This window comes from Dactylosporangium sp. CA-152071 (assembly GCF_050936335.1).
Taxonomy (GTDB): Bacteria; Actinomycetota; Actinomycetes; order Mycobacteriales; family Micromonosporaceae; genus Dactylosporangium; species Dactylosporangium maewongense.
The window spans coordinates 8491022-8511627 of record NZ_JBNJMZ010000001.1 but is presented as its reverse complement, the minus strand read 5'-3'; the positions used below and the strand labels follow the sequence as shown (position 1 = coordinate 8511627).

18 protein-coding genes are annotated in these 20606 nt (G+C 72.6%); all 18 read right to left on the bottom strand.

The genetic code is table 11. The features are described 5' to 3' along the window. Positions 1–13: 13 nt before the first annotated feature. Positions 14–1189 (bottom strand): bifunctional glutamate N-acetyltransferase/amino-acid acetyltransferase ArgJ, encoded by a 1176-nt coding sequence (argJ, locus tag ACQEVZ_RS38405; RefSeq protein WP_344503601.1) that lies wholly within the window; start codon positions 1187–1189, stop codon positions 14–16. Further along, a complete protein-coding gene (gene argC / locus ACQEVZ_RS38400; protein ID WP_433375740.1) occupies positions 1186–2196 on the bottom strand; it encodes an N-acetyl-gamma-glutamyl-phosphate reductase in 1011 nt (336 codons plus the stop codon). Before argC ends, argJ begins: the two co-directional genes overlap by 4 nt. Before the next feature lie 1284 nt (positions 2197–3480). Then, positions 3481–6198, bottom strand: a complete 2718-nt coding sequence (locus tag ACQEVZ_RS38395; protein ID WP_354903779.1) for an AAA family ATPase — start codon at positions 6196–6198, stop codon at positions 3481–3483. Between the two features lie 102 nt (positions 6199–6300). Continuing rightward, positions 6301–7521 carry a hypothetical protein gene (locus ACQEVZ_RS38390; protein WP_433375736.1) on the bottom strand — a complete coding sequence of 407 codons (1221 nt, stop codon included), beginning with the start codon at positions 7519–7521 and terminating at the stop codon, positions 6301–6303. Between the two features lie 91 nt (positions 7522–7612). After that, positions 7613–8638: an NAD-dependent epimerase/dehydratase family protein gene (locus ACQEVZ_RS38385; RefSeq protein WP_344503597.1), complete on the bottom strand. Its 1026-nt coding sequence runs from the start codon at positions 8636–8638 to the stop codon at positions 7613–7615. Positions 8639–8647: 9 nt separating this feature from the next. Next, the gene (locus tag ACQEVZ_RS38380) at positions 8648–9490 is read right to left on the bottom strand and encodes a glycosyltransferase family 2 protein (RefSeq protein WP_354903777.1); all 843 of its coding nucleotides are present in this window, start codon (positions 9488–9490) and stop codon (positions 8648–8650) included. Beyond that, entirely contained in the window at positions 9487–10656 is a 1170-nt protein-coding gene (locus ACQEVZ_RS38375; RefSeq protein WP_433375731.1) for a nucleotide sugar dehydrogenase, read from the bottom strand. The genes ACQEVZ_RS38380 and ACQEVZ_RS38375 overlap by 4 nt, the downstream gene beginning before the upstream one ends. A gap of 412 nt (positions 10657–11068) precedes the next feature. Beyond that, a complete protein-coding gene (pheT, locus tag ACQEVZ_RS38370; RefSeq protein ID WP_433375728.1) occupies positions 11069–13567 on the bottom strand; it encodes a phenylalanine--tRNA ligase subunit beta in 2499 nt (832 codons plus the stop codon). Position 13568: 1 nt separating this feature from the next. Beyond that, positions 13569–14678, bottom strand: coding sequence for a phenylalanine--tRNA ligase subunit alpha (gene pheS / locus ACQEVZ_RS38365; protein WP_433375725.1), 1110 nt, complete (start codon positions 14676–14678; stop codon positions 13569–13571). Between the two features lie 143 nt (positions 14679–14821). Continuing rightward, complete coding sequence (locus ACQEVZ_RS38360) at positions 14822–15631, bottom strand: TrmH family RNA methyltransferase (protein WP_433375722.1); 810 nt, start codon at positions 15629–15631, stop codon at positions 14822–14824. 4 nt (positions 15632–15635) lie between these two features. Further along, the gene (gene rplT / locus ACQEVZ_RS38355) at positions 15636–15998 is read right to left on the bottom strand and encodes a 50S ribosomal protein L20 (RefSeq protein ID WP_344503591.1); all 363 of its coding nucleotides are present in this window, start codon (positions 15996–15998) and stop codon (positions 15636–15638) included. Positions 15999–16085: 87 nt separating this feature from the next. Further along, entirely contained in the window at positions 16086–16280 is a 195-nt protein-coding gene (gene rpmI, locus ACQEVZ_RS38350; protein ID WP_360569506.1) for a 50S ribosomal protein L35, read from the bottom strand. Between the two features lie 165 nt (positions 16281–16445). Then, complete coding sequence (gene infC / locus ACQEVZ_RS38345) at positions 16446–17087, bottom strand: translation initiation factor IF-3 (protein ID WP_433377216.1); 642 nt, start codon at positions 17085–17087, stop codon at positions 16446–16448. 219 nt (positions 17088–17306) lie between these two features. Then, entirely contained in the window at positions 17307–17768 is a 462-nt protein-coding gene (locus ACQEVZ_RS38340) for a PH domain-containing protein (protein ID WP_425552258.1), read from the bottom strand. A gap of 4 nt (positions 17769–17772) precedes the next feature. Continuing rightward, positions 17773–18627 (bottom strand): ATP phosphoribosyltransferase, encoded by an 855-nt coding sequence (gene hisG, locus ACQEVZ_RS38335; RefSeq protein ID WP_433375718.1) that lies wholly within the window; start codon positions 18625–18627, stop codon positions 17773–17775. 46 nt (positions 18628–18673) lie between these two features. Next, on the bottom strand, positions 18674–18937 hold the full coding sequence (locus ACQEVZ_RS38330) for a phosphoribosyl-ATP diphosphatase (RefSeq protein WP_203850014.1): 264 nt from the start codon (positions 18935–18937) through the stop codon (positions 18674–18676). A gap of 87 nt (positions 18938–19024) precedes the next feature. Beyond that, positions 19025–20044, bottom strand: coding sequence for a GerMN domain-containing protein (locus ACQEVZ_RS38325; RefSeq protein WP_433375714.1), 1020 nt, complete (start codon positions 20042–20044; stop codon positions 19025–19027). Further along, complete coding sequence (locus tag ACQEVZ_RS38320) at positions 20041–20580, bottom strand: SigE family RNA polymerase sigma factor (protein WP_344503586.1); 540 nt, start codon at positions 20578–20580, stop codon at positions 20041–20043. Before ACQEVZ_RS38320 ends, ACQEVZ_RS38325 begins: the two co-directional genes overlap by 4 nt. Between the last annotated feature and the right edge of the window lie 26 nt (positions 20581–20606).

Below are 20606 nucleotides of genomic sequence, written 5' to 3'. Positions count from 1 at the left end.
TTCGCCTTCGCCGTCACGACGAGTACGCCGAGTTCTCGTGCACGTAGCCCATGGACAGGTCGTTGGTCAGTACCGTGGCCGCCGCCGCACCCGCGTGCAGGTCGACGGTGACCGTGACCTCGCGGGCGCTGAGGTCGACCTTGGAGCGGTCCTCGCCGGCCGCCCCGCCCTTGCAGATCCACACGCCGTTGATGGCGACGTCGACCTCGTCGGCCTCGAACGCGGCCTCCGTGGTGCCGATCGCGGCCAGGATCCGGCCCCAGTTGGGGTCGTTGCCGAAGAACGCGGTCTTCACCAGGTTGTTGCGGGCGATCGACCGGCCGACCTCGACCGCGTCGTCCTCGCTCGCCGCGCCGGTGACCTCGATCGCGATCTCCTTCGTCGCGCCCTCCGCGTCGGCGACCAGCTGCTCGGCGAGGTCCTTGCAGACGGCGGTGACCGCCTCGGCCAGCTCCTCCTGGGTCGGCTGGATCCCGGCGGCGCCGCTGGCCATCAGCAGCACCGTGTCGTTGGTCGACATGCAGCCGTCGGAGTCGATCCGGTCGAACGAGACCCTGGTCGCGGCTCTGAGGGCCGCGTCGAGCACGTCCGCGTCGGCGACGGCGTCGGTGGTCAGCACCACCAGCATCGTGGCGAGCCCCGGCGCGAGCATGCCGGCGCCCTTGGCCATCCCGCCGACGGTGAACCCCTGCCCGTTGCGGGCGGCCGTCTTCGGCACCGTGTCGGTCGTCATGATGGCCTTCGCGGCGTCCGCCCCGCCGTCGCGGGCCAGCCCGCGGGCGGCCGCGTCGACGCCGGACAGCAGCTTCTTCAACGGCAGCCGCTCACCGATCAGGCCGGTCGAGCAGACCGCGACGTCACCGGCCCCGACCGGGAACCGCGACGCCCGCCCCGACAGCACGGCCGCGGTGTGCTCGGCGGTCGCGTGCGTGTCCTGGAAGCCCGACGGCCCGGTGCACGCGTTGGCGCCGCCGGAGTTGAGGATGACGGCCCGCACGATGCCGGCCCGCAGGACCTGCTGGCTCCACAGCACCGGCGCCGCTTTGATCCTGTTGCCGGTGAACACGGCCGCCGCCGTCCAGTCCGGCCCGTCGTTGACGACGAGCGCCACATCCAGCGCTCCGGCGGTGGCCTTGATGCCGGCGGCGACCCCGGCGGCCCGGAAACCCTTCGGTGCGGTGACACTCATGGCGCGATCCCATCGGCGGTGAGCCCGGCACCCTCAGGCAGCCCGAGCATCAGATTCGCATTCTGTACGGCCTGGCCCGCGGCACCCTTGACGAGGTTGTCGATCGCCGAGACCACGATGATCCTGCCGCTGTCGACGTCCACGGTCGCCTGCAGGTGCGCGGCGTTGCTCCCGAACGTCGACGCCGTGTGCGGCCACTGCCCTTCCGGCAGCACCTGGACGAACTGTTCGCCGTCGTACGCCTGCCGGAGCACCTCGGCGGGGTCCGCGGCGGTCTTCGCCTTCGCCGTCACCGTCGCCAGGATGCCCCGCGGCATCGGCGCCAGGACCGGCGTCATCGACAGCGACCTGGCCCCGGTCGCCTGCTTGATCTCCGGCACGTGCTGGTGCGCCCCCACCTTGTACGGCGACAGCGACCCCATCACCTCGGACGCCAGCAGGTGCACCTTCGCGGACCGGCCCGCCCCCGACGTCCCCGACGCCGCGACCACCACGACGTCCTCGGGGTCGGCGACACCCGCGGCGATCAGCGGCGCGAGCGCGAGGACCACCGACACCGCGTAGCAGCCGGTGTTGGCGACCCGGCTGGACGCCGCGATCCTCTCCCGCTGCCCGGGCAGCTCCGGCAGCCCATACGTCCACGTCCCGGCGTGGTCACCGGGGTAGTACTTCGTCCAGTCGGTGGCCGCCGCGAGCCGGAAGTCCGCGCCGATGTCGACCACCTTCACCGACGCCGGCAGCTGCGCCGCGAGCGCCGCGGACTCCCCGTGCGGCAGCGCCAGGAACACGAGGTCGGCGCCGGACTCGGCGAGCACCCCGGCCTCGGTCGGCGCCAAGACGACATCACGCAGCGACCGCACGTGCGGGTGCACCGCTCCAACCTTCGACCCTGCCTGCGCAAACCCGGTTGCCACCCCCAGGTCGAGATGCGGATGCCCGGCGATCAGCCGCAGCAACTCCCCACCCGCGTACCCTGAAGCCCCCGCAACAGCGACTCGTATTCCCATGCGTCCAACTGTATCTCTATGCATGCGTTGGTTTCAAGCAGATTGCGGACCCCGTCACTCCAGCCTCGGCATTCCCTTCAACTGATACACTGCGTAGCCCTCCAACTGCACCACCCAAGGTCAATTAGGTGGATGGAGTTAGGATGCTGGAGACCGGAACGCAGCGGCCATCACGGGTCCCGTAACCGCTCGCCGACCCGTCCACCGCTTTCGCCCCCAGCCCGCCAACCACCACAACCCGTCCCGCCTTCACGCGCGCGAATACAGGAAGCAACCCTCACCGACGCTCCCCCCGGTGGCGCGTCGACGCTGGAGCGTGGAGCGCCTGACGATTCGACACCGGCCACCTCAACAACGAGCCCGCAAGCCGGCCATCTGCACCAGCCCGGCTCGACTGGACCGGCTCGACTGGACCGGCTCGACTGGACCGGCTCGACTGGACCGGCTCGACTGGACCGGCTCGACTGGACCGGCTCGACTGGACCGGCTCGACTGGACCGGCTCGACTGGACCGGCTCGACTGGACCGCAAGCCCCCGCCTGGGGCTGCCCAGCCCCGACCGGCGGCCCGGATGACACGACCCGGGACGATCCTGACGGCAGCCATCGACGGCGATCCCAGGCGAGGCCCGGCCCGCCGGTTGCTGATCCGGCCGGTGTCCGAGTCGGCCGGGATGACCGGGCCCTCGCTGGTGACCTGGCAGCCGACCCACTGTCCAAGGACCCCGTGCAGGCGGTCAGCCTCCGCCGGGCCGCCGTCCAGAGGGTCGAGCCGAGCGGTGTTGCGGTCCGAGCGGTCCCGCCGGTTGAGCCGCCCGAGGCCGCCCGCCGGTCGAGCAGCCCAAGGCCGCGCTGCCCGGTCGAGTGGCCCGCCAGCCGAGCAGCCCACCGGCCGAGAGGCCCGCTCGTCGAATAGCCCGGTCCAGCCGTCCCGCCGGTTGAGCCGCCCAAGGCCGCGCTGCCCGGTCGAGCGATCACGCGGGTCGAGCGGTCCACGGCCGTCGTGCCCCGGTGGCGCCGGCAGAGTCGACTGGCCACGCGCTCCAGCACGGCCCGATGGGTACGACGACGGCGGCCGGCCACCGAATGCGGCGCGCACGCGCGATCCCAGCCAGCGCGCCACGCGCGGCTGTGCGCCGCGCAGCGGCGCATTGGGGTGCGGATGAGAATCCCCGCCGGGACCCGCCGCGCCAGCGGTGGGGCGGAAGCACAGCGGTGCGGGTGAGAATCCCCGCCGGGCCCCGCCGCGAAGCGGTGGGGGGAATTACAGCGGGGAGTTACAGCGCTATTCAGGGTCTAGGACGCGGGCCAGTTGGGCGCGGTTGCGGACGTTCAGGCGGCGGTACAGGCGGGTCAGGTTCGCCTCGACGGCCTTGATCGACAGGAAGAGGGCGCGGGCGATCTCGCGGTTCGTGGCGCCGGCGCGGACGAGCTCCACGATGCGGCGTTCGGTCTCGGAGAGGCCTGCGCCGCGGCCGCCGTCGAGGCGGGCCAGGTCGGCGGCGGCGACCTCACGCCAGGGGTGTGCCTCGGCGGCCGCGTAGCGGCGGACGGCCTCGGAGAGGGCGGCCCGGGCGGCGCCGCGGCGGTGGGCCCGGCGTTCGAGGCCGCCCAGCGTGTAGTACGCCCGCGCGACCTCCAGCGGGTACGGGTGGTCCTGCCACTCCTCGATCGCCTGGTGCAGCGCCTCGGCGCCCTCGCGGGCCTCGCCGGTGGCGGCGGTGAGGACAGCGCGGGCGCGGGCCAGGCCGAGGAAGACGACCGTGCGGTCCAGGTGCCGGGCGTGCTTGTACACCTCGTCGAGCACCTCGGCGGCCTCGGCCCGGGCGCCGGCGCCGACGAGGGCCTCGATGAAGTCGGCGTGCCAGGGAAGGATGCCGGGGTCGAGACGGCCGAGGCGCTGGTCGAGAGCGTACGCCTCGCGCAACGCCTCGGCGGCCGCGACCGGGTCGCCGCGCAGCATGTGGACGAGGCCGGAGGCGGCGTAGGCGAGCTTGATCCAGTCCTCGTCGCCGGCGGCGAGGCAGGCCGCGAGGCCGCGTTCGGCGTAGCCGGCGGCGGCCGTGGCGGTGCCGCCGCCGCTCTCGGCGAGGGCGGCCACGAGGTAGCCGGGGCCGGGAGTGGTCTCGACGTCGACGTAGAGGCGGACGCATTCGCGGCCGGCGGCGACGGCGTCGGCGCAGCGGCCGGCGCGCCAGTAGATGCCGGCGACGGACACGAGGACGGAGGCGAGGTCGCGGACGGTGCCGGCCCGTTCGACGGCGATGCGCAGGGCCTCGATGCGGCGGACGGCCTCGCCGGTCTCGCCCTTGAAGAGGCGGCTCATCGCGGCGACCTGCCGGGCGGCGACGGTCGCCGGGGTCAGGGAGAGGCCGCGGGCGAGCTTGCCGGCGCGTTCCAGGTATTCGTCGCCCTGGGTGCCGAGCAGGATGTTGCCCTTCCAGCTGAGCACCTCGACGAGCCGCTCCATGTCACCGCACAGCTCGGCGGCCTCCTCGGCGCGCTTGAGCTCGGCGAGGGCTCCTTCGCCGTCGCCGTCGTAGTAGGCCTTGACGCCTTTGTACAGGCGGACGTGCGCGAGCAGATCGGGGGCGTCGACGGCCTCGACGAAGGCGGCGTCCAGCAGCGGGCCGGAGTTGGAGTGGTCCTCGCCGGACATCTCGACGAGCAGGAGCCGGGCGCCGATGCGGGTGCGGCGGTCGGCGGCGTCGCGCAGCGCGGCGGTCGCGTGCCGGCGGGCGGCGGCGGGCGATCCTGCGGCGTACGCGTACTGCGCGGCGCTCAGCCGGCGGACCGCGCCGACGCCGGGGGTGTCGCGCGGCGTGCGGTCGGCCGCGAGGGCCGCGAGGTCGGCGGCGACGGCCGGGGCACCGCGGAGGCGCGCCGCGGACGCCGCGTCGGCGAGGCACTCCGCGAGGGCCTCGTCGGGCTCGGGGCGGGCGGCGGCGAGGTGCCGGGCCCGGTCGACCGGGTCGGAGACGGTGTCGGCGAGGCGTTCGTGGGCCTCGCGGCGGGCGGCGGCGGTCGCGTCGGCGTACACCATCTCGCGCAGCAGCGGGTGGCTGAACCGGATCGCTCCGTCGGCGTCGGCATCCAGCACCGACGACGCCAGCGCCGCGTCGAGGTGGTGCTCGGCGAGGCCGCACCGCTGCAGGAGGGCGAGGCTGGGACGGGCGGCGGCCGCGACGACCAGCAGCGCGGGCCAGTCCGGGGCGGGGAGCGCCGCGAGCCGCGCGGCCAGCAGCGAGCGGAGACGGTCGGGCACGGGCAGGGGGTCGGTGGTCGGCACCGGTGCCACGCCGAGCGCGCGGCCGAGCTCGACGGCGTACAGCGGGTTGCCGGCGCTGGCCTCGTAGATCCGGTGCAGGTGCGCGCGTCCGGCCTCGGCGCCGAACCTGGCCCGGAGCAGGTCGGCGACGTCGCTCTCGGGCAGCGGCGGCACCAGCAGCGTCGTGCCCGGCGGTGGGCACAGGTCGAGGCGGGTGGGGCGGTCGCCGTCGGTGATCCGCTCGGCGGCGAGGATGCGCACGGGTGCCTCGCCGAGCCGGCGGGCGACGAACCGGAGGACCTCGGCGCTCGGCTCGTCGATCCACTGGACGTCGTCGAGGACGAGGAGCAGGGTGCGGTCGGCGGCGAGGGCGCGCAGGAGCTCGAGCACGGCGAGGCGCACGGCGAGCTGGTCGTGCGGGGTCGCGGGCAGGGCGCTGCGCAGCAGGGCGCCGTCGAGGGCGGCGCGCAGGTGCGCGGGCAGGTGCTCGGCGGCGTCGGGCGCGCCGTCGAAGAGGTCGACGAGCGCCAGGTACGGCAGGTCCGCCTCGGCCTCCGCGGCGGCGGCGCGCAGCACGAGCGCGTCGGTCTCGGCGCCCGCGATGGCGTCGAGGATGGTGGACTTGCCGATGCCCGCGGGGCCGTAGAGCAGCACGCCACCGCCGCCCGCAAGGCGCTCGCGGGCGTGCGCCAGGAGATCGGCGCGGCCGAACGGTACAACCGGCCAGGTGCTCACCACCACTGTTCCACCACGACGCCGAGTCTCTCCCGAACGCCACGCCGCCGCAACGGCTGCCCAACGCGGGTGAGCGTTCAGGCATCGCGATGTTGAACACCGTCAACGGAGCCGGTCGCAGGGCAGGACGGCCTCCCAGCCGAGGACCGGCCACTGTGCGGTATGGACCGTCACCCTCCGCAAACGGGGCTCCGCTTGGCATTGGGCGCGGGCGTACGACACGGTGGTGTCCCAGCGCGGGAGGCCGTCGGTGTAGCCGTCCGGTCGCAGACCGGCGACGCTCACCGCCGCCACGAGTGTCGCCAACGCGACAAACGGGACGGCCCCGAACCGGCCGTCCGGACGATCACCGGGGAGTGTCAGGGCGACGGCCGCGGCGATGTTGGGCAACGTGATCAGCACCAGGTACCGGCCCTCGGGGGCGCCGTGCACGGCGAGCTGGAACGCGCCCGCGAACGCGGCGAACCCGGCCAGGAGCGCCGCGAGCCGCCACTGCGGCCGGGTCCGGCGCAGCAGCGCGAGCCCGGCGCAGGCGGCGGGGACCGCCAGGCCGAGCAGCACGACGGCACGGTGCGAGAGCCATGCGTCGTCGAAGGCGTCGAGGAAGCCGAGGAACGAGCGCGGCACGCCCCAGCGCAGGTAGGTGCCGGCGACGGAGACCGGGTCCAGGTCGGGGCGCTCCCCCACGTCCCGCCGCGACCCGCCCGCCAGCAGCGGCACGAGCTGCAACGCCGCACCGGGCAGCAGGACACCGGCCCGCAGCAGCGCGTCCAGGTCGCGGCGGAGCCCGAGCCGCAGCAGCGCCACCGGCACGAGCAGCAGCCCGAGGATCGAGTTGAGCACGGCCAGCGCCGGCAGGGTGCACGCGACCACCCGCGGGAAGGTCCGCGACGGCGACCACAGCAGCATCCACAGTCCCGCGTACACGAGGGGGAACTGCAGCTGCGCGAGGGTGTTCGGCACGTACCCCACCGGCACGGCGGCGGCCCCGGCGACGACCCAGGCGCCGGCCCCGGCGCCGGCCCCCAAGCGGTCCCGGGCGGCGGCGAACACGGCGGTGGCCAGCAGCGCGGTGAGGGCGGCGGCGAAGGTGGCGTTGAGCGCCGCGGCCCAGGAGACGGGGAAGAGGGCGATGACGGCGAAGCACCCACGGGCCACGGTGTGGAAGTAGCCGTTGAAGGGCGTCGCGAAGGGTTCGTACCAGGGCAGGCTCAACGCGTCGGTGAGGAACTCCTGCCCGTCCTCGGCCCAGACGCTGTTGAACCCGCCGCGGAGCAGGCCGGCGGCGAAGAACAGCGGCAGGGCCCAGCGGACAGCGTTCACACCGGGTCAAACGAACGGGCGCCCCGCACCGCAGTGCGAGGCGCCCGCCTCAAAAACAGCCGGCCCGCCGGAAACCGAGCGGGAGCGGAATCTACAGCTTGCCGTCGGCCACGGCCTGGGTCACCCACGGGATGACCTCGTCGAGCATCTCGTCGAGCGACGTGGTCGCCTCGTAGCCGAGGACCTCCTTGGCCTTCGACACGTCCGGGACGCGCTTCTGCACGTCGTACTCGTACGGGTCGTCGGACACGACGCTGAACGGCACGCTGTCGCCCTTGATCTTCTTCCAGATCACCTCGGCGAGCTCCAGCACCGTGGTCGACTCGGCGGTGGAGATGTTGAAGTCCTGGTTGAGGGCGTCGTCGTGCTCCATGACGGCGATGATGCCCTTGGCCAGGTCGCCGCCGTAGGTGTAGTGGCGGACCTGCTCGCCGGTGCCGAGGATGTGCAGCGGGTCCTGGCCCTTCACGATCTTCTGCACCAGGTCGGGCACGACGTGCGACATGGCGAGCTTCACGTTGCCGGACAGGACCTCGACCTCGCCGAGCGCGCGGCCCTCGCCGACGCCGACGCAGTTGAACGGGCGGACGATCGAGTAGGGCAGCTTGTACTGGTCCCAGGCGGCCTTCGCGTAGTACTCGACGGCGAGCTTCTGGAAGCCGTACGACGACAGCGGCGGCGGCACGAGACGCTCGTCGCCCTCTTTCGACGGCCAGTGCGTGGTCGACTCGAAGACCATCGACGACGACAGGTAGGTCATCTTCTTGAGGGTGCCGTCGCGGTGCGCCTTGATGGCCGCGTCGCAGGAGGAGGCCATGATCCGCTCGTTGGTGGCGAGCAGGTCGTAGGCGTAGGCGTGGAAGTAGGAGATGCCACCGATCATCGCCGCGCCGGCGATGAAGTGGTCGCAACCGTCGAGCAGCTCCGTGACGAGGTCGACGTCGCGCGCGTCGCCCTCGACGAACCGGTAGTCGGGGTGGGAGTCGTAGCTACGGGTGACCGGACCGTACTTCGAGTAGTTGTCCAGGCCGACCACCTGGTAGCCGCGGGACAGCAGCTCCTCGACGACATAACCACCGATGAAGCCGGCCGAGCCGGTGACCAGGACCTTTGGCACAGACACTCCTTAGTTCTGAACTGCTTCGTGATTGCTGGAAAAGGTGTCGCGGACCTCGGCGGGGGCCACCGTGGACGCCGCGCGGGCCGCCTGCGCGTCGTCGCGGGCCGCGGACGACGCCGGCCGCTTCGCGAGCTGTTCCATGGTGAGCCTGCGGCCGAACGCGAACCGGTACCACTTCAGGTAGCTGGGCAGGAACCGGCCGACGTCGAAGCGGGACTCGCCGAGCTGGCGGTCGAGCCAGATCGTCGGGATCTCCGCGACGGGCAGCCGCAGCCGCGCCGCCTTCGCGGTCAGCTCGATGCCGATCTCGAACCCGGTCTTGCTCTCGATGCCGACCTGCCGGACGTACGCCGTCGAGTACGCCTTGAAGCTGTTGGTCGCGTCGCGGGTGCCGACGCGGGCGAACATGTACAGGGTCCGGCCGGCGCCGCGGGACAGCGCCCGCTTGAACCGGGGGCCGCCGACCTGCTGCCCGCCGGGCATGTACCGGGACGCGGCCGCGACGACCACGCCACGCTCGACGAGCCGGGCGAGGTCCTCGATCTGGCGCGGGTCGTCGGAGCCGTCGGCCATCGTGACGACGGCGACCGGGGCGCGGGCGACGTCGATGCCGAAGCGGATCGCGTTCGCCGGGCCGCGGCCGTAGGTGTTGAGCACGGTGCGGACGCGGGGGTCGCGGGCGGCGACGCTCTGCGCGAAGGGCACGGTGGTGTCCTCCGCCATGTCGTGCACGACGAGGACCTCGGCCGGCATGAGCACGGCGCGGAGGATCCGTTCGAGGCAGGGCACGATCGCCTCGCCCTCGTTGTACACGGGGATGACCACAGAAACCTGCGGCGTAAGCGTCATACGCGCACGCCCTTGTTGGTGATACCCCACATGTCCGCGACCGGGATGTCGGTCTGCAGGTCGCGGTACTCGGGGTGCGGCGCGGCGATGATCAGCAGGTCGGCCTTGGCGAGGATCTCGTCCTGCGACACGAACCGGTCGTCCTTGACGTACGGGTCGCTGCAGAGGGTCTCCTTCGCCTTCAGCATGACGACCTTGCGCAGCTTGTAGGCCAGGGACTCGCGGATGTCGTCGCTGCCGCCCTTGAACGCCATGCCGAGGATGCCGACCGTCATCTCCGACAGGTCGAAGCGCTCCTGCAGCTTCGACACGACGTACAGCGGCAGGCCCTCGTTGATCAGCATGGCGCTGTGGCCGAGGACGAACGTGTTGTTGGTGAACGCCGCCAGCTGCATCGTGTCCTTGAGCAGGCACGGACCCGCGGCGAAACCGGCGCCCGGCATGTCGTTGGCGCGCGGGTACTGGAAGCGGATGGCGTGCCGGATCCGCTCGAAGTCCAGGCCGAAGTCGTTGGACATCATCCAGAACTGGTTGGCGGCGGCGAACTTGATGTACCGCCACGTGTTGGTGAACAGCTTCGCGAGCTCGGCCTCCTCGGGCTCGAGCCGCACGATGTCGCTCGCCAGGTTGCGGAACAGCTTCTCGGCCCGCTCCATCGCCGCGGGGTTGCGGGCGGCGACGATCTGCGGCAGCTCGAACAGCTCGGTCATCGCCTTGCCCTCGGCGATGCGCTCGGGGCAGAAGGCCACGTCGGCCTGCACGCCGAGGCGCTTGATGAGCTTCTCGGTGAGGGCGGTGACGCCGGGGTGCACGGTGCTGCGCAGCACGATGAGCTGACCGTCGCGCAGGTACTCCGCGCAGCGCTCGATCGCCGCGGGGACCGCGCCGATGTTGGGGTTGAGGTGCTCGTCGACGGGCGTGCCGACGATCACGACGAGGTGCTCGGCCGACGCGACGGTCGACGGGTCGGTGCTGGCGGTGAGCCTGCCCTCCTTGACGGCGGTGGCGAGCGGCTCGGCCGCGCCCTCCTCGTCGAACGGCAGCCGTCCGTCGTTCACCACCGCGACCGCGGCGGCGTTGATGTCGTACAGGGTGACCTGCAGGCCGCGGGAGGCCATGGCGATGCCGAGCGGCAGTCCGACCCGGCCGCAACCTCCGATGATCACGACGTCGGTCGTGAAACCTGCCGATGCACTATCGTCTGACACGCGCTGCCCCTCCAGGAGAGCCGAGATCGAAGCCGGCGCTTGGCGCGGGCCGAGCCTTCAGGATGACCTCACGCCACGTGACAAGACGGAGGATGGCTCGGCGCCGTGACGGTACCACTTCCGCACTGCCGGCTCCCGACCCGTTCAGGGTGAAGCGTCCCGCCCCACACCTTTCCCCCGGCTTTCCCGCCAGCGGAAATGTCGCTCGGTCCGATATCTGACCGTCGCCTGGCAGGGGGCTCGACCGTTGTGACCAACCGTTCGGGCGGCCGCATCTGTCCGATGCGGCCGCCCGTGTTCGGCTGTGCGGAGGGTCACCTCCGGCAGGCGCGTCGCGCGCCGCCTGGACGGTCACGCTGCGCGTCTGCGGTCACGCGCCCCTGAGGGTCGCGCCGAAGCGGTCGGCGGCCACGGCGACGGCGGCGTCGCGGGCGGCGAGGGCCTCCTCGCCGGTGAGCGTGCGGTCCGGGGCGCGGAACGTCAGCTTGTACGCCAGGGACTTGCGTCCCTCGCCGAGCTGCTCGCTCTCGTACACGTCGAACAGCCGCACCGACTCGAGCAGCGCACCCGCTCCGTCGGTGAGCGCGGCCTCCACGTCGCCGGTCGGGGTCGCGGCGTCCACGACGAGTGCCACGTCGAGCAGCGCCGTCGGGAAGCCCGACAGCCGCGGCGCGGTGGCCACGTCCGGCAGCGGCAGCGCGTCGAGGTCGAGCTCCATCGCCACGGTGCGGCGGGGCAGGTCGAGGTCGGCGCAGACCGCCGGGTGCAGCTCGCCGGCGTGCCCGACGACGGTGTCGCCGACGAGCAGCGCCGCGCAGCGGCCCGGGTGCCACGGCGCGACCGCGTCGGCTCCTCCCGGGACAGCCACAGCGGCCTTGACGGTGATCGTGACCCCGGCCGCCTCGGCGGTGATCCGGGCGGCCTCGACGGCGTCGGCCCAGTCGGCGGGGCGGCCCGCGCCCCACCAGCCCGCCGGGTCGGCGTCGCCGGCGATGACGGCGGCGACGTGCCACGGCTGGTGCGGCAGCAGCGCCTCCGCGGCCCGCAGCTCCTCGGCCGGCGGCGGCCCGTCGACGCCCGCGGCCGGCGCGACCTGGACGGGTCCGCCGGGCAGGAAGACGGTGCCGAGCTCGAACAGCGCGACGTCCCGCAGGCCGCGGCCGAGGTTGCGGCGCAGCGCGCCCAGCAGCGGCGGCAGCAGCGTCGTGCGCATCCCCGGCTCCTCCTCGGAGAGCGGGTTGCGCAGCAGCACCATGTCGCGGCGGGGGTCGCCGGCCGGGATCCGCAGCGCGTCGAGGGTTGCCTCGCCGACGAACGGGTAGCACAGCGACTCGACGAACCCGGCGTCGGCGAGGGCGCGGCCGACGGTGCGGCGGCGGCGCTGCGTGACGGACAGGCCCGCGCCGGGCGGCGCGATCGGCAGGACGCTGGGGATCCGGTCGTACCCGTCGAGGCGCAGCACCTCCTCGACCAGGTCGGCCGGGTCGACGAGGTCGAGCCGCCAGCTCGGCGGGGTCACGACCGCGCGCCCGTCCTCGACCTCGACCGAGGCGCCGATCATCGTCAGCACCTCGACGACCCGCTCGGGCGTGTAGTCGATGCCGGCGAGCTCCGACGGCCGGGTGAGGGCCATCGTGACCGGCGCCGGCGGCGTGACCGCGTAGACGTCGGTGACCCGCTGGTCGACGGTGCCGCCGCCGTGCTCGGCGAGCAGCGCCGCGGCCCGCGCGCACGCGGCGGCGGTGATCTGCGGGTCGACGCCCCGCTCGTAGCGCTTGCCGGCCTCGCTGGGCAGCTTGTGCCGGCGGATCGTGCGGGCGACCGACAGCGGGTCCCAGTGCGCGGCCTCGAGGAGCACGTCGACGGTCGTCGCCGACACCTCGGTGGTGCTGCCGCCCATGACGGCGGCGAGCGACACGACACCGGAGTCGTCGGCGATGACGATGTCCTGCGGGTCGAGGGTCCGCTTGACGCCGTCGAGCGTCGTCAGCGTCTCCCCCGCGGCGGCACGCCGCACGACGAGGGGGCCGGTGAGCCGCTCCAGGTCCCACGCGTGCATCGGCTGGCCGGTCTCGAGCATCAGGTAGTTGGTGATGTCGACGGGCAGCGAGATGGACCGGACGCCGGCGACGGCGAGGCGGGACTTCATCCACTGCGGGGTCGGCGCGGCCGGGTCGACCCCGCGGACCGCGACGGCGGTGAACCGGTCGCAGGCGACGCTGTCGCGCACGTCGATGCGGTACGCGTCGGTGCCGTCACCCTCGATCGGCACGACCGCCGCGACCGGGTCGCGGTACGCGCCGCCGAGCGAGTGCGCCAGCTCCCGGGCGAGGCCGCGCACGGAGAAGCAGTAGCCGCGGTCCGGGGTGACGTTGACCTCGACGACGATGTCGTCCAGGCCCACGACCGGCCGCGCCTCGGCACCGGGTGACGCGGTCCCGGCGGGCAGCACGATGATGCCCTCGTGCTCGTCGGAGACGCCGAGCTCGCGGGCGGAGCAGATCATGCCGTTGGAGATGTGTCCGTACGTCTTGCGGGCGGCGATCGCGAACCCGCCGGGCAGGACCGCCCCGGGCAGCGCGACGACGACGAGGTCGCCCTCGGCGAAGTTGCGGGCGCCGCAGATGATGCCCTGCGGCTCTGGGTTGCCGACGTCGACGAGGCAGTACCGGATGGGCTTCTTCAGCCCTTGCAGCTCCTCGATCGACTCGACCCGGCCGACGACGAGGGGACCCTCGACGGAGGCGCCGGCGTCGGTCATCTCCTCGACCTCGAGGCCGACCTTGACGAGGGCCTTCTCCAGGCCGTCGGCGGTCAGGTCCGCCGGCAGGTCGACGTGCTCACGCAGCCATGACAGGGGTACGCGCATCTCAGGCCTCCCATCCGAACGCCCGCGCGTAGCGCACGTCGCCCTCAACCATGTCCCGCATGTCGGCGGCCGCGTTGCGGAACATCAGCGCCCGCTCGATGCCCATGCCGAACGCGAACCCGGAGTACTCGTCGGGGTCGATGCCGCAGGCGCGCAGCACCCGCGGGTTGACCATGCCGCAGCCGCCCCACTCGACCCAGCGGGCGCCGTCGCGGTGGTGCGGGAACCACATGTCGATCTCGGCGCCGGGCTCGACGAACGGGAAGTAGGACGGCCGCAGGCGGGTCTCGGTGCCCGGGCCGAACAGTCCCTTGACGAAGTGGTCGAGGGTGCCCTTCAGGTGCGCCATCGTGATGCCCTTGTCGATCACGAGGCCCTCGACCTGGTGGAACACGGGCGTGTGGGTCGCGTCGAGCTCGTCGGTGCGGTACACGCGACCCGGGCAGACGATGTAGATCGGCGGCTTGCGGGTCGTCATCGTCCGCGCCTGCACGGGTGACGTGTGCGTGCGCAGCACGATCCGCGAGTCGACGTCCTTGGCGACGTCATGGGCATGGTCCGGGCCCGCGCCGCTGGCGGCGACGAAGAACGTGTCCATCATCGAGCGCGCCGGGTGGTCCGGGTGCATGTTGAGGGCGTCGAAGTTGTACCACTCCCACTCGGCCTCGGGGCCTTCGGCGATCTCGTAGCCCATGCCGACGAACAGGTCGCCGACCCGCTCCATGATCTTGGTCAGCGGGTGCTGGGCGCCGCGGGGGCGGCGGCCGGTCGGGAGGGTGACGTCGACCGTCTCCTCCACCAGGACGCGCTCCTCGCGCTCCGCGGTCAGGGCGGCGAGCCGGGCGTCGAACGCCCCCTGCACCGCGACGCGGGCCTCGTTGACGCGCTTGCCCGCGTCGGCCTTCGCCGCCGGTGGCAGCGAGCCGATCTCGCGGCGGGCGAGGGAGATCGGGGCGCGGTCGCCGAGGTGCTGCGACTTCAGCGCGGCGAGGGCGTCGAGATCGCTCGCGCCGGCGAATGCCTTGTCAGCGCTTGCCACGGCGTCGTCCAGGGCGTCCTGGGCGAGCAGCATCGCCTGCTTCGGGTCATACGGATCATTGCGGTACGTCATCGGACTCTTCCCACGGGAGGTTGGCCCCATTACAGGCCCCGGACAGTGTAGAGAAGGGCGCCCGCCGGCCGTGGGAAGGTGTCAGGAGGTGCGACGTCCTGTCCGCCCACCGTCACCGGCGGGCCAGATAAACAGGCGCGTGCTCACATCGACTCCTTTGACACGTTCAGTGCTTTCGCCGAAGCGTACAGGCACACCGCGGCGGCCGCAGCCAGGTTCAGGCTCTCGGCGCCGCCGAGGATGGGCACCCTGACGCGCGCGTCGGCGGCGTGCTTGAGCTCCTCGCGGAGCCCGTGCGCCTCGGATCCGAACAGCCACGCGGTGGGCCGATCCAGGTCGGACAGCTCGAACAGGTCCGATTCGCCGTAGCCGTCGGCGGCGAGGACCCGCAGGCCGGCGTCGCGCAGCGCGGCGATCGTGGCGGCCGCGTCACGGGCCCGGACCACGTCGACGTGGAACAGGCTACCCGCGGAGGAGCGCACCGCCTTGCCGTTGTACGGGTCGACGCTGTCGCCCGCGAACACGACCGCGGTCGCGCCGGCGGCGTCGGCGGTGCGCAGGACGGTGCCGGCGTTGCCGGGGTCGCGGATGTCGGCGCAGACGGCGACCAGCCGGGGCTTCTTGCGCAGCGCGTCCGCGAGGGGGACGTCACGCTGGGTGCAGACGGCGACCAGGCCCTGCGGCTGGACGGTCTCGGTGAGCGCGGCGAGGGCGTCGTCGTCGACGACGCTGACCCGGGCCCCGTCCAGGAGGGCGGCGTGGCGGGTGAGGGCGTCGGCGGTGCAGTACACCTCGACGACGGCGCCGCAGCGGAGGGCCTCGCGGACCGCCTGGGGGCCCTCGGCGAGGAAGCGGCCGGTCTCGTCCCGGTCGCGGCGGCGCTGCAGCCGCCGGGCAGCGACAACCCGGGGGGTCCGTGTGGTGAAGACCGCCCCGGGTTGCCCAGTTCGCACTGCGTCAGGCTGCGGCAACGGCCGTCTTCGCCACCGCGACCAGGCCGCTGAACGCCTTCGCGTCGTTGACGGCCAGCTCGGCGAGGATCTTGCGGTCGACCTCGACGCCCGCCAGGCGCAGACCCTGGATCAGGCGGTTGTAGGTGAGGCCGTTCGCGCGGGCGGCGGCGTTGATACGGGTGATCCAGAGCTGGCGGAAGTCACCCTTGCGGTCGCGCCGGTCCCGGTAGGCGTACTGCATCGAGTGCAGCATCTGCTCCTTGGCCTTGCGGTACAGCCGCGAGCGCTGCCCGCGGTAGCCGCTGGCGGTCTCCAGGACGGTACGGCGCTTCTTCTGGGCATTCACTGCCCGCTTCACGCGTGCCACGGTTCGTTACTCCTCATGCGAGACCGGCCCTGAGTCATGCGGGCCGGTCGGAAAAGTCAGGAAAGGGGGGAGCTGCGGTACGCGTGATTAGAGGCCGAGCATCTTCTTGACGCGCGTGGTCTCGGTCTTGGCGAGCTCGACGGTGCCGCTGAGCCGGCGGGTCCGCTTGCTGGGCTTGACCTCGAGCAGGTGGCGCTTGCCGGCCGGCTCGGCGATGAACTTGCCGCGACCGGTGATCTTGACGCGCTTCTTCATCCCGGAGTGCGGTTTGAACTTCGGCATGGCTGATGTTGCCCCTTCATGTGCGGCGCGCCAGAGCCGGCACCCTCTCCGTTGGAACGGGAGGGTGCCGTGGCGCACCGGCGCACAGGCCGGGACGACCGCTGTGCGGGTCCCGCCCGCACGACGCGGTCGTTGTGGTGTGGTGCAGTGGTGCCGGGTGGTGCTTTATCCCTGATCGGCGGTGACGACCTCGGGCAGGACGGCTGCTTCGCCCTCCGGCGCGGCGGTGTCCCCTCCGGTGTCCACTGAGGAATCCTCAGAGCGACCCTCACGGGAAGCGGTCGCCGCGGCCTTCACGTTGCGGTGAGGCGCGAGGACCATGATCATGTTGCGGCCGTCCTGCTTCGCGGACGCCTCGACGAAGCCCAGCTCCGAGATCTCCTCCGAGAGCTTGCGCAGCAGCCGGAACCCCAGCTCCGGGCGGCTCTGCTCGCGGCCTCGGAACATGATCGTTACCTTGACCTTGTCGCCCTGCTTCAGGAACCGCATGACGTGACCCTTTTTGGTCTCGTAGTCGTGCGGGTCGATCTTCGGGCGGAGCTTCATCTCCTTGATGACGGTCTGCTGCTGGTTACGCCGGGCTTCCCGGGCCTTGAGCGCGCTCTCGTACTTGAACTTGCCGAAGTCCATGAGCTTGCAGACGGGCGGGCGTGCCATGGGCGCAACTTCGACCAGGTCCAGGTCCACGTCGGCGGCCAGCTGGAGTGCGCGCTCGAGCGGGACGATGCCCACCTGCTCACCCTCCGGGCCGACCAGCCGGACCTCACGTGCCCGGATCTGCTCGTTGACGCGTGGCTCGACGCTGATGTGGCCTCCTCGATCGGTGCTGTCTGGTGTGCCGACCGAAGCGGAAAAGCCCCCGGATGCGCAGCGCGCATGCGAGGGCCCACTCGACCACACCACCTCACAGCGAGGCCATGCGATCAGACCGGGACCCGGCTGCCCAGAGCTGCACGGGTGGGAGTTTTACCTCCGCTTCGAACACGCCTCGCTCCATTACGGGACGCGGCGTGCGGTCGACTCCAGTTACTCTACCACGCTGCTCGTCAGCGACGCCGCGTGCAGGGCCCGCAGCCCGCGGGCCGCCTTGACCGCGTGGTCCTTGTCCGCGATCTGCACCGCCATCACCGAGACCCGCTCGTCGTCGTGCAGGTCCAGGGTGAGCCACGGGGCGCCACGGCCGAACGTGACGGCGCGCACCACGTCCCACGGCAGGTCGTAGGAGCCGATGATGTTCTGCACCCGGACCCCGGTCTCGTCGGCCTCGACCTTGGGCCTGGCCATCAGCAGGATGGCGAGCGCGGCGCAGATCCCCAGGCCGATCATGGCGGCCTGGTCACCGCGCTGGAAATAGCCGGGGCCGTCGCCGGTCTTGCCGTGCAGCCCCAGCGCGATGAGCGTGAAGACCACCACGACCACGGCGGCGAGGACGAAGGCGAGGATCCTGGCGCGCCGCGGACGGGCGAGAACGGTGCTGCTCACACCGATGAGACTACAACCGGCACGCGTGGATGCCGGTCACCAGGATGGCCCGGGCGCCCACCTCGTACAGCTCGTCCATGATCCGGTGCACCTCGTCGCGCTGGACCATCGCCTGCACGGCGACCCAGCCCTCGCGGTGCAGCGGCGACACCGTCGGCGACTCGATGCCGGGGGTCAGCGCCACGGCCGCGTCGAGCGCGTCGGCGCGCACGTCGTAGGCGAGCATCACGTACCGGCGGGCCACCAGGACGCCCTGGAGGCGGCGCAGCAGCTGCTTCGCCGCGGGGGCCAGATCACCGGTCCCGCTGCGGCGCACCAGCACCGACGACGACTTGAGGATCGGCTCGCCGAAGGTCTCCAGGCCGGCCTGGCGCAGGGTCGCCCCGGTCTCGACGACGTCGGCGATCACGTCGGCGACGCCGAGGCGGATCGCGTTCTCCACGGCGCCGTCGAGCCGGATGACCTCGGCGGTCACGCCGTGCTCGGCGAAGTAGCGCTCCATAACGCCCGGGTAGGCGGTCGCGACCCGCAGCCCGGCCAGGTCGGCGGGCTTGTCGCCGTCGATCGAGCCGGCCACCCCGGCGAAGCGGAACGTGGCCCGCCCGAAGCCCAGGTCGAGCAGCTCCTCGGCGCCGCTGTCGGCGTCGATCAGCAGGTCGCGGCCGGTGATGCCGAGGTCCAGGTCGCCGGAGCCGACGTAGGTGGCGATGTCACGGGGGCGCAGGTAGAAGAACTCGACGTCGTTGGCCTCGTCACGGCACAGCAGGTCCTTGGGGTCGGAGCGCTGGCGGTAGCCGGCCTCCTGGAGCATCTGGGCGGCGGGACCGGACAGGGTGCCCTTGTTGGGCACGGCGATACGCAGCATCGGTGGGCCTTTCGAAGACAGGAGGGACGGGATCGCGGCTACCGGCCTACAGATGTCGGTAGACGTCCTCCAGCGACAGCCCTGTCGCCAGCATCAGGCACTGCACCTGGTACAGCAGCTGTGAGAGCTCCTCGGCGGTGCGCTCGCGACCCTCGTGCTCCGCGGCCATCCAGCTCTCGGCGGCCTCCTCGACGACCTTCTTGCCGATGAAATGGACGCCCTTCTCCAGCGCGGCGACCGTGCCGGAGCCCGGGGTGCCCGCGGCGGCCTTGGCGGTCAGCTCGGCGAACAACTCGTCAAAGGTCTTCACGGGCACGAATTCTCGCAGGCCCGGCCGCGAAAGGGGAATCACGATCACGACAGGCGTGTCCTGCCTCACGCCGCGCGGTCGGCCGGTTCACCCCACCGTGAACTCGTGGTCGTCCACTCCCTGGACGCTGCCGTCCGCGATGGAGACGTAGTACGCCTCGATCGTGTACCGGCCGGTCGCGAGCGTCAGCGGCACCCTCGCCTCCCCGACCGCGGGCGCGCCCGCCGTCAGCTGCACGGGCTGGTCCACGACGACCTGCTCGACCCCGCCCGCTCCCCCACGGATCCGCAGGTGCACGGCGCCCTCCGGCACGATCCCCGCCAGGTGCACGGTGAACGACTTGCCGACCACCTGGCCCTGCTGCGGGTCGATCACCCACACCGGTGCGTAGATCTCCGACGGCGGCAGCTGCTTCACCGGCCGGCTGGTGTCGACCGCGCCCCACAGCTTCGCCACGGCCGAGCCGTCCACCGTGATCCGCACCCCGTCGATCCGCTTCACCGACGTGTACGAGGCCGCCGCGGCGACCGTCGACACCAGCTGCTGCACCGCGAGCGCGGGCGTGCCGGACCGCGGCCCCGCACCCACGTCGGACAGGTCGACGACCACGACCTTGCCGTCGAAGGCGACCCCGCGCACCGTCACCGAGTCCGGCCACAGCGACAGGTAATCGGGGTCCGCGGCGGTGCCGGCGCGCAACGCCTCACCGACGGCCGCCGCCACCCGGTGCGCGTCGTCGTCGGCCGGGAGCGGCAGCTCGTGGAACTCCCGCACCAGCCGGTCGTTGCGGGCGTAGTACACCGGAAGCAGCACCGTCACAGGCCGCGCGATGGGCGACGGCGGCTGCACCGGGACCGTCGGCGCGGGCAGGGCCGGCAGCCGGTCCTGCGTCCCGTCCGGCCCCGGCACCCGTTCGGGGACGGACACCACCACCGCGAGGGCGATGACGGCGGCGACCGCCGCGGCCGCGGCGAGGACCACCCAGCCGCCCCGGCGCCGCTGCTCGATCCGGCCGCGGATGCGCGGCAGCGCGTCCGGCGCCACCTCGACGGTGTCGACCTGCGCCTGCAGCGCCGCCCGCAGCCGGTCCTCCGGCGACATCTTCATGGTGCCTGCTCCAGACCGAGCCGCAGGGCGGCCATGCCCCGGGCGGCATGGCTCTTCACCGACCCCTTGCTGACCCCCATCGCGTCGGCGATCTCGGCCTCCGACAGCTCGGCGTAGTACCGCAGCACGATCGCCTCCCGCTGGCGCGCCGGCAGGCGACGGACCGCCTCCAGGACCTCCCGGTGCCGCAGCAACGCCAGCGCCCCCGTCTCCGCGCTCGCCACCGTCTGCTCGTCGACCTGCCGCCGCGCCGCCACGTACCGGTCGGCGACCCCCCGGTGCCGCAACGCCGACCGCGCCCCGTTGACGACGCTCGTGCGCAGGTAGCCGAGCGCCTTGTCCGCGTCCCGCAGCCGCCACCAGCGCCGGTGCAGCCCCACGTACGCGTCCTGCACCACGTCCTCGGCGGCCTGCTCGTCGTGCAACAGCAGCACCGCCAGCCGCACGAGCCCGCGGTAGTGCGCCGAGAACAGCGCGGTGACCGCCTCGTCGGCGCTCCACTCGCGCGCGGCGTCCCGGGCGGGCTCTGCTAGCACCGCCCTACCGTCCCATGGCGTGGTCC